Source organism: Hydrogenophaga sp. IBVHS1 (assembly GCF_002127265.1).
Classification (GTDB): Bacteria; Pseudomonadota; Gammaproteobacteria; order Burkholderiales; family Burkholderiaceae_C; genus Hydrogenophaga.
Window position 1 is genome coordinate 2,331,708 of record NZ_NFUU01000001.1, and the last position, 12,193, is coordinate 2,343,900.

Genomic DNA, 12,193 nt, shown 5'->3' on the forward strand with positions numbered 1-12,193 from the left:
CGCCATGGCCATGGCGCTCGATCTGGCCCGTCTTTCACTTCGCCTCTCCAATCCGAACCCGCGCGTGGGCTGCGTGCTGATGGACGCCAGCGGAGCCGTGATCGGCGAAGGCCACACCCAGCAGGCTGGCGGTCCCCACGCCGAGGTGATGGCCTTGCGCGATGCGCAGGCGCGAGGCAACCCCACCCGAGGCGCCACCGCCTTCGTCACCCTGGAGCCGTGTTCACACCACGGCCGCACCCCGCCCTGCTGCGACGCGCTGATTGCAGCGCAGATCGGCAAGGTTGTGGTCGCGGCCACAGACCCCAACCCGTTGGTGGCTGGAAAGGGCCTTCAACGTTTGCGTGCCGCAGGCATCGGGGTCGAAATACTTCCGGAAGACGCCGCCGAAGCCCTGGCGTCGCGCGAACTCAACATCGGTTTTTTCAGCCGCATGACGCGCGGCCAACCGTGGGTGCGCATGAAAATGGCGTCTTCGCTCGACGGCACCACCGCCCTGGAAAACGGAGTCAGCCAGTGGATCACCGGCGAGGCCGCACGCGCCGATGGCCATGCCTGGCGCGCACGGGCCTGCGCCGTGCTCACCGGCGTGGGCACCGTGCTGGAAGACGATCCGATGCTGGACGTGCGCCTTGTGGAGACAACACGCCAACCGCATCTGGTCGTGGTTGACAGCCACCTCAAGACCCCGCCCACGGCGCAACTGTTTGAAACACCGGGCAACGGGCTGCCGCGCCAAGTCTGGATTTACCACGCCAGCGAAGATTCCACGGCCATGGCGGCGCTGAAGGCACGTGGCGCCACGCTCATTGCCATGCCGGGCGCCAACGGAAAGGTCGATCTTCCCAGCATGCTGCTCGATCTCGGCCGACGCGAGGTCAATGAGCTGCATCTCGAGGCGGGCAGCAAACTCAACGGATCCTTCCTGCGAGAAGGCCTGGTGGATGAAGTGCTGCTCTACCTCGCACCCTGCCTGCTGGGTGCGGGCGCGCGCGTGGCAGATTTTGGTCCGCTGCAGCAACTGAGCCAGGGTATTCGCCTGGAGATCGCCGACACCAGAAATACGGGTGAGGACCTTCGTATTCTGGCCCGTGTGCAGAAGCTCCCTAAAGCGACCTAAGCAATGACGTAAGGGGCTGCGTTTGCGCCCATCGCCATTTGCCACGCTGCCACGGTTTCGAACCCGAGTCCACTGATCTGGACTTGACCTCCAAATCCGCCAACTGAGCTCGCACCTTCCCAAAGCAGGTCGGTAAAGGTCACATTGTCGATCATCACAGTACCCGCAGCGGCGTTGACGCTCGTGTTCGCACCACGGTTGTCGACATAGAGAAGATCCCCGATGGTGAATTGATGGATGGTCACATTGAAGTTTGACACGCCCACCCCGTCATAACCATATTCGGGCGCTGCGGCTGCGGTCACGTAGTCGGCGGCAACAAAGGCGCTATCGCCCCCGCTCGCGCTCAGCGCACGCGCGGCACCAAACGGATTGCCGAGGCCTGCAAGATCCCACCAGCGCAGACTCTCCACCATGGCGCCGCTTTCGTCAGCAATGATGGAGGCCTCGCCCGTCACTCCGCCTATGGCGGGCGAGACGGTGGCAAAGTTGATGGTGGTTGAGTCAGAGACGCCTGCAAACGCGAGGGCGCTGGCAGAGCCCAACAAAGCACCGTTTTCAATCTCCACGTGGTAGTTGCTGCTGAAGTCGAGGTCAAACTCAGGGTCGAGAAAAAGACGACTGCCGACCAGGGTTACACGGGAATCGGTGACCTCAAGTATCTGGGTATTCACGATGTTTTCCCCATGAAACCCCGTCCCCCCGTCGTCCACGATCCGGAGGAACCTGCCCGCCACCGCGTGAACGTCTTGATCGAAATCGACCACGATTCGGGTACGCACATCGACTGAAATTTGGTTGTCCAGGGCCACCGATTGAATCCTGGGTGCAGCGGAAGAACCTTGGTTCCCCTCCACGTCATCGCCGATGACGATGCCGACGGCCATGGGCATCGAGGTTTGCACACCATCACTTGCAGTCACCACGATGTCGTACCTGTTGTCGCCATCGGCATCTCGGGGGATCTCGAAATCCGGAGCCGAGAGGAAGCTAACAACGCCGGTCATCGCATCAATCTGCAATTGACCCTCGTCCACCCCGGTCATGGAATAAACAACGGAGCCGATGCTGTCAGCGTCTGCTGCCAGGACGACATAGGCTGGTCCGGTACCATTCTCCACACAGTGCACAAGAGATGCGCTTGTGATCTGTGGAGCGGAGTCATTGATGTCATCGACCGCCATCGTCACCTCCAGCGTGGTCGCCTGCCCTGAAGCAGACGTGGCAAGCAGAACAACGACATACCGATTGTCCGCGCCCACGTCCTGCGGTTGCTCGAAGTCCTGTGTTTCGTTGAACTGAAGTTCGCCTGTAAGAGGATCGACAATGAAGCGAGACTGGTCGGGGCCGCCGGCCAGGCTCCAGATCACGGGTTGATCGGCAGAGAAAGCAAGTACCCGTCTCGTGTTCTCGTCCAGATGCACCTCTAAAGTGGCCTGCCCTGCAACACCGCCGGGGCCTGTGATCAACGGCGACGCCTCCAAAGCAGAAAGCGCCTCCACAATTATTGTGCTTTGCGTCTGATAAACGGCAGCATTGCCCGCCGCATCCGTCACAGTGGCTGTGACGTACTCGCGGCCCAGGCCCATGGTCTGAAGATCGGCTTCGGTAACCAGATAACCCCAGTTGCCATCTGTGGGCACGAGAATCTTTCGGCTGAACCCACTGTCGAAAGCCAGCTCGATCGTGCTGCCGCTCTCAGCAGTTCCCGTGATTTGGACTGCTGCTACTTCTTCCGCCGTGATGTAGAAATCCCCCGCGATGGCATTCATGGTGGGTGTTCCCGGACGCACAACATCGACTCTGTGGTCGATCGCGTCGGTCAGGGCAGGCGTTGACAGGTCGAAGAATCTCCCCTGCGGATCACGAATCAGTGCCCCGTTGGATTTGAGTGAATTCGCTGGAACCGACACACCGCTGGAGTCGTTGTCACCCGACGGTCCCAGCCTCGTGGACGCGCTTGGCCGTGTGCTGGAAGACATCACGCCCACCGACCCGCCCAGGTGGACCAGCCTGGTCGGCAGCGCCAGCCGGCTGCGCGCAGATGGCATGCTCTTCATGGCCGGGTTCGACGCGCGACGCTGGAGCGGCGAACTCAGCGCTCATCGCATTTCAGCGGCCACCCACGCCGTGGAAGATGTCCCCGCCTGGCGCGCCAGCGCCCTGCTCGACTCTCCCGATCTTTCGCCAGCTCAGCGGCTCATCCTCACGCACAACGGCAACCGGGGCGTGGCCTTTGAATGGGCGCAATTGTCCAATGCGCAAAAGGAGCTGCTCCGAGGTGAGGACAGTGAAATCGTGGGTCGGCGGCGCGTGAGCTACCTGCGCGGCGATCGTTTTCTGGAGAGCCAATACGGGAAAACGATGCGCCAGCGCAGCTCGCGCCTTGGCGACATCGTCAATTCCAACCTCTGGCATACCGGACGTCCGCTGCGGCCCGGCTTCGACCACCCGGGGCACGCGGACTTCCGCACGCGCGAAGCCAGCCGCAGGCCGATGGTCTACGTGGGTGCCAACGACGGCATGCTGCACGCCTTCGACGCCCAGACCGGCGCCGAGCGCCTGGCCTACCTTCCACTGGCGGTCTTCGGCATGCTGCGCGATTACACCTTGCCGTCCTATTCGCACCGCTACAGCGTGGATGGTCACCCGTTCACCGGAGACGCTGACCTGCGCTCCAACGACAGCGCGCCTCCGGACTGGCGCACGGTGCTGGTGAGCGGCCTGGGCAGCGGTGGTCGCGGCTACATCGTGCTTGATGTCACCGACCCCCAGAGCTTCTCGGCGGCTTCCATAATGGTGGATCGGAGTTCCGCCAGCATCACGAGCGGCGGTTTGCCAGATGCCGAAGACGTGGGCCATATTCATGCGGCTCCTGCCGTGGATGACATCGCTCAGCGCAGCGAGCAGATCGTCAAGCTGAACAACGGGCGCTGGGCGGTGGTCATGGGCAATGGCGTCAACAGCCCCCTGGAGCGGCCGGTCCTGCTTATTCAGTACCTTGACGGTAACAAAGGCCTCGTTCGACTGATCGCCAGCACGCGGGACAAACAATCCAACGGACTCTTTGCACCCCGCCTCATCGACGTCAACAACGACGGCAAAGTGGATGTGGCCTACGCCGGCGATCTGCAAGGTCAGCTCTGGAAGTTCAACCTCTCCGGACCCAGTGACGCCGACTGGGGCGTGAGCACCTGGAATAGCAGTGGCGTGACCTGCCGCAACTCCGAGGCCTGCGAGCCGTTCTTTGTTGCCATGGACAACGCGACCCCTGCGATGCCACAGGCCATCACCACCGCACCTCTGTGGCTGGCGCATCCGCTGGGTGGCATCCAGTTGATGTTCGGCACCGGGCGCAACCTCCAGATGTCAGACGCCTCGGACACCCAGGTGCAGACGATTTACAGCATCTGGGACAGGAGTGGATTCGACAAGAAGGACGGGCGCCTGACACTGCTCGACAACGCCAGGATCAAGGCGTCGGAGGGGCGCGAGTCCCTGGTTCGCCAGGACGTTATCAGCACCGCAACCGGGAACGGCAGCGGAGCGGACCAGGCAACGCCCGCATCCGGGCTGGCCAACACCACCGCAAGGACGGTGGCCTACACGCGCGGCGAGAACGCTGCCACACGGCGCGGCTGGTACCTTGATCTGCCGATCCAACGCGAGCGGGTGCTGCAGGCGCCCGTGTATTTCGAGGGCCAGAAAGCCATCATCACCAGCACGGTGCCCGCCGACGTCAATGCCAGTGAAGGATGCGAGGGTGGAATCCTGGAGGACGAACACTGGTTGACGGTGCTCAACATGATTTCGGGCTGGCCTTCGGCCACGCCGGTCTTCGCACTCCCGGGCGTCACTGCCTCCATCGCCAGCCGTGCGCGTGTGAACGCTTCCAAATACATCACCCTGCCGGGCGCCGGCAACCGCCTGGAGCTGATCTCCGTGCGAAACGGCGCCGGCTGCACCGATCGGGCGTGCACCGAAAAGGCCTCCCTGATCGGCGCCTCGGGTTCAGGTGTGCGGATGGATTGGCGCGAGGTGCAGCGTTGAAGGAGCGCGGCTTCACGCTGATCGAATCACTCATTGTGGTGGCGCTGATCGCCGTGCTGGCCGCCATTGCCTTGCCCAACTACGCCCAGTACGTGATGCGTTCCCACCGTGCACACGCGCGTGCCGCACTGCTGAAGCTGGCGCAATGGATGGAGCGGGAAGCGACCGTGGGAGGCGCTTACCCGCTGACCAGCGACGTTCCAGCGGGCCAGCTTGTGGTGGAGGGCGGCCGCTACTCGCTGGTGGTGAGTTCGGAAACGGGTTGGAGCCACCAACTCAGTGCCCTGCCCACGGGTGCTCAGACGGCCGATCTTTGCGGGAGCTTCCACCTCGACCACACCGGTCAGCGCAGCCAGGGCGCCACAGCGCAGGTTGCCAGCCCACTGGACACTCGGAGCTGCTGGGAACGGTGATTAAGGCCCCGCTGACGGCCAGAAGGTGCGGCGTTGAAAAACCCTGCGAAAATACGAGGATGTTTACCGGCATCATCACCGGCGTGGGGCGCATCGCCGCCCTCCACGACCTGGGCAGCTCTTTGGAACACGGCAAGCGACTCACCATCGAGGCGCCCGCCGGGTACCTTGACGACGTCGGCCTGGGCGACAGCATTGCGCTCAACGGCGCCTGCATGACGGTCACCTCGCTTGACCTTCCCCACCACCACTTCACCATTGACGTTTCGGCCGAATCGCTGGCCCGCACCACCGGGCTGTCGCAGCCAGGCCACCGCCTCAACCTGGAAAAAGCGCTCCGCGCCCAAGACCGCCTGGGCGGACACATCGTTTCCGGCCACGTGGATGGTGTGGGCACCGTCACACGCTTTGCGCAGGTGGGCGAGAGCTGGGAGCTGCGCGTGATGGCGCCACCCGAACTCGGCAAGTACCTCGCCTACAAGGGCTCGATCACGGTCAACGGCGTGAGCCTGACCGTCAACCAGATCAGCGACAGCCCCGAGGGGTGTGAGTTCAGCATCAACCTCATTCCCCACACGGTGCAGAACACCGCCCTGGGCCAACTGACCGAAGGCAGTCCGGTCAACCTCGAAATCGACACCGTCGCACGCTACGTGGAACGCATGCTGGGCGCCGGCACCCTCACTCCCAAGGAATCTGAATGAACGCCCGTGAAAACCTGGCCCCGGTGGCCATCTCCCCGGTCGAGGACATCGTTGCCGAAATGCGCGCCGGGCGCATGGTGATTCTGGTCGACGAAGAAGACCGCGAGAACGAAGGCGACCTTGTCCTCGCAGCAGACCACGTCACGCCGGAAGCCATCAATTTCATGGCGCGCTTCGGCCGCGGCCTGATCTGCCTCACGCTTTCGCGCGAACGCTGCGAGCGCCTGCGCCTGCCGCCCATGGTGCCTCGCAACGGCACCAAGATGGGCACGGCCTTCACCGTCTCCATTGAAGCCGCCGAGGGCGTCACGACCGGCATCTCGGCCGCCGACCGCGCTCGAACTGTTCAGGTGGCCGTGGCACCGAACGCGCAGGCCAGCGATCTGGTGCAGCCTGGCCACATCTTTCCCTTGCAGGCGGTCGAAGGCGGGGTGCTCATGCGTGCAGGCCACACCGAAGCCGGATGTGATCTGGCGGCTATGGCGGGCTGCAGCCCGGCGGCCGTGATCTGCGAGATCATGAAAGACGACGGCACCATGGCGCGCCTGCCCGACCTGCAAATCTTCGCCGCCGAACACGGCCTGAAAATAGGCACGATCGCCGACCTGATCGAGCACCGCAGTCGCCATGAAAGTCTGGTGAAGAAGCTCGGCACGCGCGCCATGAACACCGCGTTTGGAGAATTCAGCGTCACCGCCTTCAGCGACGAGCCCAGCGGCGCACTGCACCTGGCCCTGGTCAGGGGACAGTGGAAGCCTGAGGACAGCATCGCCGTGCGTGTGCACGAGCCTTTGTCGGTGCTCGACGCGCTTGAAGTCGGCCGCGCCATGCACTCCTGGAGCCTGGAGGCCAGCCTGCGCCATATCGCACAAGCGGGTGCCGGCGTGGCCGTGCTGCTCAACTGCGGTGAGTCGGCTGCGCAACTGCTTGCTCAGTTTGAAGGCACTGCACGCTCTGCACAAGCGCCCGAGCGCGGCCGCATGGATCTGCGCACCTACGGTGTGGGCGCGCAGATCCTGCGCGAATGCGGCGTGCTCAAGATGCAACTCATGGGGAACCCGCGCCGCATGCCCAGCATGGCCGGCTACGGGCTTGAAATCACGGGCTATCTCGGCCACAACGACTAAGAAACGGATCCACACATGTTCGGCGCAGACAAAGGCACCACCAGCCCGCTCGACGGCAGAAAGCTCAGCATCGGGATCGTGCAGGCACGGTTCAATGAAGCCATCACCGATGCCCTGTTCGACGCCTGCCTGAGCGAGCTGCTGGCGCTGGGCGTGCAGGAAAAGAACATCGCCCATGTGAAAGTGCCTGGCGCCCTGGAGGTTCCGGTGGCGCTGCAGGCCATGGCCGAGCGCGACGATTTCGACGCCTTGATCGCTCTGGGCTGCATCATCCGGGGCGAGACCTACCACTTCGAGCTGGTCGCCAACGAGTCGGGAGCGGGCGTCACCCGCCTCGCGCTCGATTACCAGATCCCCATTGCCAACGCCATCCTGACCACCGAAAACCTGGAGCAGGCCGTGGCGCGCCAGGTCGACAAGGGGCGCGATGCGGCCCGGGTGGCGGTGGAGATGGCCCACCTGCTTCAAGAGATCGGCTGAACATGTCCCAGGACACCCCATCCACCACGACCGAAAACAGCGCCAAAAGCGCCACCACGGGCCGCAAAGCCGCCGACAAGTCGGCACGCACCCGTGCTCGGGAGTTCGCCCTGCAGGCGCTTTACCAGCACCTGGTGGGCCGCAACGCTGCCGTCGACATCGACAGCTTCACCCGGGACCTGGCGGGCTTTCACAAGGCCGACAGCGCGCATTTCGATGCCCTCATGCACGGCTGCATCGCCGAAGCGGAAGCCCTTGACGCGCTGATTTCGCCGAGTCTGGACCGACCCCTGGTCGAGATATCGCCCATCGAGCATGGCGTGCTCTGGATCGGCACCTACGAGTTCCAGCATTGCCAGGACGTACCTTGGCGTGTGGTGCTCAACGAATGCATCGAACTGGCCAAATCGTTCGGCGGCACCGACGGCCACAAGTATGTGAACGGCGTGCTGCACCAGTTGGCCGCTCAATTGAGGGCGGCCGAAGTAAGCGCTTCGCCTGCACGCACCAGCGGTTCCCGCAAGACCGCTCCATGAGGATCGCGCAGCGAGCCCAGCGCATCGAGCCCTTCTATGTGATGGAGCTGGCCAAGGCGGCTGCCTCCATGGCGGCAGGCGCCAGGGCCGGCGAGCGCCCGATGATCTACCTCAACATCGGCGAACCCGATTTCACGGCGCCACCCCTGGTGGTGACCGCTGCCGAGCGCGCCATTCGCGACGGCCGCAGCCAGTACACGCCGGCCACAGGCCTGCCCGCGCTGCGCCAGGCCATCAGCGGCTGGTATGCATCGCGCTTCGGGCTGGCCATCGACCCGGCACGCATTGTGGTCACCGCCGGGGCATCCGCCGCACTGCAACTGGCCTGCCTGGCGCTCATTGAGGCGGGCGACGAGGTGCTCATGCCCGATCCGAGCTACCCCTGCAACCGCCAGTTCGTGCAGGCCGCCGAGGGCCGCGCTGTGCTGGTACCCAGCGGGGCCGCGCAGCGCTTTCAGCTCACCGCGGAGCAGGTGCAGGCGCACTGGACACCCGCCACGCGTGGGGTGTTGCTGGCATCGCCGTCCAACCCCACGGGCACTTCCATTGCACGCGACGAACTCGAGCGCATTGCTCGCCTGGTGCGCGAGCGCAACGGCATCACACTGGTCGACGAAATCTACCTGGGCCTGAGCTACGAGGACGACTACGGCCACAGCGCACTCGGCCTGCCCGACGGACTGGGCGACGAGGTCATCAGCATCAACAGCTTCTCCAAGTACTTCAGCATGACCGGCTGGCGCCTGGGCTGGCTGGTGTTGCCACCCGCCCTGGTGCCTGCGGTGGAACGCCTTGCGCAGAACCTCTTCATCTGCCCCAGCACCATCGCACAGCACGCCGCGCTGGCCTGCTTCGAGCCTGAGAGCCTGGCCGAGTACGAGCGCCGCCGCGCGGCCTTCAAGGCGCGGCGCGACTACTTCATACCGGAGCTCAACCGCCTGGGTCTGACAGTGCCCGTCATGCCCGACGGCGCGTTTTACGCGTGGGCCGACGTGAGCAGCCTGTGCGTACGCTGGGGCATACCGCCCACGGGCACGAGACCCGATGAAGGCGGCAGCTGGGCACTGGCCTTTGAACTCATGAAGCGCTGCCAGCTGGCCACCACGCCGGGACGCGACTTCGGCACCGCCGAACCCGGGCGCTACCTGCGCTTCTCCACCGCGAATTCCATGGTCCAGCTGCAGGAAGCGGTTGCGCGTCTGGAGCAGGCTCTGTGACCACCCGCGTGGGAGCTCCATTCACCTGGCCCGTGCGCGTGTACTGGGAAGACACCGACGCCGGCGGCATCGTGTTCTACGCCAACTACCTCAAGTTCTTCGAGCGCGCCCGCACGGAATGGCTGCGCGAGCTGGGCGTAGGGCAGCAGAAACTTCGCGACGAAGTGGGTGGCATGTTTGTGGTGAGCGAAACCCGGGTGCAATACCACCGCGCCGCCCGGCTGGATGATTTGCTTCTGGTTACAGCCCGGGTGCAGGAAGCGGGTCGGGCCTCGCTCACAATCGAGCAACGCGCGCTTCTCCAGGCCCCCGATCCCGGCGCGCCTCCGTTGATGCTCTGCGAGGGGACCATCCGCATCGGCTGGGTTGATGCTCAAAGTCTGCGTCCACAACGCATCCCCGCCCCCCTGCTGGAGGCCCTGCAAGCCAGGGCCTGAGCGCCTCATCCGAAACTTTTCTCCCACCAACTGTCTCCGAGAAACCATGACCCAAGATCTCTCCATCGTTCAATTGATGCTCAACGCGAGCTGGGTGGTGCAGGCCGTGGTGGTGCTGCTGGTGGTGGTTTCGGTCATTAGCTGGGCCGCGATCTTCCGCAAGGTCTTCGCCATTCGCCGCGTACGCAACCACAACGAAGACTTCGAGCGCGAGTTCTGGTCGGGCACCAACCTCAACGAGCTCTACGCCGCTGCCGCGCAGAGCGCGCGCCACGGCGGCCCCATGGAACGCATCTTTGCCAGCGGCATGCGCGAATACCAGAAGCTGCGCGAGCGCCGCATCACCGACAACGGCGCCTTGCTCGACGGTGCACGCCGCGCCATGCGCGCCAGCTTCCAGCGCGAGCTGGACGCACTGGAAGCCAATCTCTCCTTCCTCGGCACGGTGGGCTCGGTGGCTCCGTATGTGGGCCTGTTCGGTACCGTGTGGGGCATCATGCACGCCTTCACGGGCCTGGCCGCGCTGGCGCAGGTCACCCTGGCCACCGTGGCCCCGGGCATTGCCGAGGCGCTGGTGGCCACCGCCATCGGCCTGTTCGCCGCCATCCCGGCGGTGGTGTTCTACAACCGGTTCACGCACGACATTGACCGCGTCGCCAATGGCATGGAAACCTTCATGGAAGAGTTTTCCAACATCCTGCAGCGCAACCTCGGCGCGCAATCCCAGACCGCATCAGGACACTGAACATGCCCGCCGTCTCTTCTCGCGGCCGAGGCCGCCGCACCATCAACGAGATCAACATGGTCCCGTTCATTGACGTGATGCTGGTGCTGCTGATCATCTTCATGGTCACCGCGCCGCTCATCACACCGAGCCAGATCGCACTGCCCACCGTGGGCCAGGCCGGCCGCCAGCCCGATCGTTTCGTCGCGGTGGTGATCGACAAGGACGAGCAGATCAAGGTGCGCGAAGGATCGTCGAGCGGTGAGCCGCAGCCTGTGGCCCTCGGTCAGCTGGTGGCCCGTGTACAGCAACTGCAGATGGCCAAGGGCAGCATGCCCGAAGGCGGGGTGCCGGTGGTCATCAGTGCCGACAAGAACGTGAAGTACGAAGCCGTTGTTCGCGTCATGGATACCTTGCAGCGTGCCGGTGTTGCGCGCGTGGGCCTGTCCGTGCAAACCTCGCGCTGAAGCATCCAGACGAAACCATGCAGTCCACCGCCGATCATCTAGACCTCGCACCGCCGCGCAACGGCCGGTGGCTGGGTCCCATGGGTCTGGCGCTGGTGGCGCACGGCCTGCTGGTGATCGCGCTCACCATGGGCGTGCAGTGGCAGCACGATGCCGAGCCCATGTCGGTCGAGGCCGAACTCTGGTCGCGCACGCCGCAGCAGGCTGCACCGCGCGAGGTGGCGCCCCCGCCTCCCCCGCCCCAGGTTCAGCAAACGCCCACGCCACCGCCGCCCAAGCCTGCGCCCGCACCCACCCCGGCTCCGCCACCACCCGGGCCCACCCAGGCGGAGATCGCCACCGCGCAGGCGAAGAAAAAAGCCGAGGCGGACAAGCGCGAGCGTGAGGAAGAGGCCAAGAAGCTGGCCGCGCAGAAGGCTGCGGCGGACAAGTTGGCAGCCGAAAGGAAGGCCGCCGCTGAAAAAGCCGCAGCCGAGAAAGAACGCCAGCAGAAACTGGCGGAACAGAAGCGGGAGCAGGAACGCAAGGAAGCCGCAGAAGAGAAACGGCTGGCGCAGGCGCGCGAAGACCAGATCAAACGCATGATGGGCCAGGCCGGTGCCACTGGTGGCCCCCAGAGCACCGGCACCGCACAGCAATCGAGCGGCCCCACGCCGGGCTACGCCGGCCGCGTGGCCGCACGCATACGTCCCAACGTGGTGTTCACCGACATGGCACCCGGCAACCCGCGCGCCGAGGTGGAGGTGCGCACGCAACCCGATGGCACCATCACCTCACGCAAGCTCGTGAAGAGCAGTGGCAACGCCGCTTGGGACGAAGCCGTGCTTCGCGCGATCGACCGCACCGCCACGCTTCCCAAGGACACCAACGGCACCGTGCCGTCTTCGATGGTGATCGGGTTGCGACCACTGGACTAGG

The 12,193-nt window shown here is 64.6% G+C and carries 13 protein-coding genes; 12 read left to right on the forward strand and 1 reads right to left on the reverse strand.

The genetic code is table 11. The features are described from left to right. The first annotated feature begins 4 nt into the window (after nt 1-4). Entirely contained in the window at nt 5-1,120 is a 1,116-nt protein-coding gene (gene ribD / locus CAP37_RS11145) for a bifunctional diaminohydroxyphosphoribosylaminopyrimidine deaminase/5-amino-6-(5-phosphoribosylamino)uracil reductase RibD (protein ID WP_086124948.1), read from the forward strand. Here ribD and CAP37_RS11150 read toward each other — a convergent pair. Continuing rightward, on the reverse strand, nt 1,117-3,102 hold the full coding sequence (locus CAP37_RS11150) for a cadherin repeat domain-containing protein (protein ID WP_256926937.1): 1,986 nt from the start codon (nt 3,100-3,102) through the stop codon (nt 1,117-1,119). The two genes, ribD and CAP37_RS11150, sit on opposite strands and share 4 nt — an antisense overlap. Between CAP37_RS11150 and CAP37_RS22000 the strand changes: the two genes are divergently transcribed. The 11 genes from CAP37_RS22000 to tolA are packed head-to-tail and all read left to right on the forward strand — an operon-like array spanning nt 3,002 to nt 12,192. After that, nucleotides 3,002-5,170: a pilus assembly protein gene (locus CAP37_RS22000; protein ID WP_256926938.1), complete on the forward strand. Its 2,169-nt coding sequence runs from the start codon at nt 3,002-3,004 to the stop codon at nt 5,168-5,170. The two genes, CAP37_RS11150 and CAP37_RS22000, sit on opposite strands and share 101 nt — an antisense overlap. Then, nucleotides 5,167-5,583: a type IV pilin protein gene (locus CAP37_RS22010; RefSeq protein ID WP_306297832.1), complete on the forward strand. Its 417-nt coding sequence runs from the start codon at nt 5,167-5,169 to the stop codon at nt 5,581-5,583. The genes CAP37_RS22000 and CAP37_RS22010 overlap by 4 nt, the downstream gene beginning before the upstream one ends. 59 nt (nt 5,584-5,642) lie before the next feature. Next, nucleotides 5,643-6,287 (forward strand): riboflavin synthase, encoded by a 645-nt coding sequence (locus CAP37_RS11165; RefSeq protein ID WP_086124225.1) that lies wholly within the window; start codon nt 5,643-5,645, stop codon nt 6,285-6,287. Beyond that, nucleotides 6,284-7,414 (forward strand): bifunctional 3,4-dihydroxy-2-butanone-4-phosphate synthase/GTP cyclohydrolase II, encoded by a 1,131-nt coding sequence (gene ribBA / locus CAP37_RS11170; protein WP_086124226.1) that lies wholly within the window; start codon nt 6,284-6,286, stop codon nt 7,412-7,414. The genes CAP37_RS11165 and ribBA overlap by 4 nt, the downstream gene beginning before the upstream one ends. Before the next feature lie 15 nt (nt 7,415-7,429). Continuing rightward, nucleotides 7,430-7,894 (forward strand): 6,7-dimethyl-8-ribityllumazine synthase, encoded by a 465-nt coding sequence (gene ribH, locus CAP37_RS11175; RefSeq protein ID WP_086124227.1) that lies wholly within the window; start codon nt 7,430-7,432, stop codon nt 7,892-7,894. Nucleotides 7,895-7,896: 2 nt separating this feature from the next. Continuing rightward, entirely contained in the window at nt 7,897-8,430 is a 534-nt protein-coding gene (nusB, locus tag CAP37_RS11180; RefSeq protein WP_086124228.1) for a transcription antitermination factor NusB, read from the forward strand. Continuing rightward, entirely contained in the window at nt 8,427-9,647 is a 1,221-nt protein-coding gene (locus CAP37_RS11185; RefSeq protein ID WP_086124229.1) for a pyridoxal phosphate-dependent aminotransferase, read from the forward strand. The genes nusB and CAP37_RS11185 overlap by 4 nt, the downstream gene beginning before the upstream one ends. Beyond that, nucleotides 9,644-10,084, forward strand: a complete 441-nt coding sequence (ybgC, locus tag CAP37_RS11190) for a tol-pal system-associated acyl-CoA thioesterase (protein ID WP_256926939.1) — start codon at nt 9,644-9,646, stop codon at nt 10,082-10,084. The genes CAP37_RS11185 and ybgC overlap by 4 nt, the downstream gene beginning before the upstream one ends. A 46-nt stretch (nt 10,085-10,130) precedes the next feature. Then, nucleotides 10,131-10,829, forward strand: coding sequence for a protein TolQ (gene tolQ / locus CAP37_RS11195; RefSeq protein WP_086124230.1), 699 nt, complete (start codon nt 10,131-10,133; stop codon nt 10,827-10,829). Nucleotides 10,830-10,831: 2 nt separating this feature from the next. Next, nucleotides 10,832-11,275 (forward strand): biopolymer transporter ExbD, encoded by a 444-nt coding sequence (locus tag CAP37_RS11200; RefSeq protein WP_086124231.1) that lies wholly within the window; start codon nt 10,832-10,834, stop codon nt 11,273-11,275. Between the two features lie 17 nt (nt 11,276-11,292). Next, nucleotides 11,293-12,192 (forward strand): cell envelope integrity protein TolA, encoded by a 900-nt coding sequence (tolA, locus tag CAP37_RS11205; protein ID WP_086124232.1) that lies wholly within the window; start codon nt 11,293-11,295, stop codon nt 12,190-12,192. The last annotated feature ends 1 nt before the right edge of the window (nt 12,193 follow it).

What these genes read in the sequence shown, in the direction of transcription:
- CAP37_RS11165 (WP_086124225.1), top strand. Translation starts at nt 5,643, where the DNA reads ATGTTTACCGGCATCATCACCGGCGTGGGGCGCATCGCCGCCCTCCAC.
- CAP37_RS11150 (WP_256926937.1), bottom strand. Translation starts at nt 3,102, where the DNA reads ATGTCTTCCAGCACACGGCCAAGCGCGTCCACGAGGCTGGGACCGTCG.
- ribD (WP_086124948.1), top strand. Translation starts at nt 5, where the DNA reads ATGGCCATGGCGCTCGATCTGGCCCGTCTTTCACTTCGCCTCTCCAAT.
- nusB (WP_086124228.1), top strand. Translation starts at nt 7,897, where the DNA reads ATGTCCCAGGACACCCCATCCACCACGACCGAAAACAGCGCCAAAAGC.
- CAP37_RS11200 (WP_086124231.1), top strand. Translation starts at nt 10,832, where the DNA reads ATGCCCGCCGTCTCTTCTCGCGGCCGAGGCCGCCGCACCATCAACGAG.
- ribH (WP_086124227.1), top strand. Translation starts at nt 7,430, where the DNA reads ATGTTCGGCGCAGACAAAGGCACCACCAGCCCGCTCGACGGCAGAAAG.
- tolQ (WP_086124230.1), top strand. Translation starts at nt 10,131, where the DNA reads ATGACCCAAGATCTCTCCATCGTTCAATTGATGCTCAACGCGAGCTGG.
- CAP37_RS11185 (WP_086124229.1), top strand. Translation starts at nt 8,427, where the DNA reads ATGAGGATCGCGCAGCGAGCCCAGCGCATCGAGCCCTTCTATGTGATG.
- ribBA (WP_086124226.1), top strand. Translation starts at nt 6,284, where the DNA reads ATGAACGCCCGTGAAAACCTGGCCCCGGTGGCCATCTCCCCGGTCGAG.
- tolA (WP_086124232.1), top strand. Translation starts at nt 11,293, where the DNA reads ATGCAGTCCACCGCCGATCATCTAGACCTCGCACCGCCGCGCAACGGC.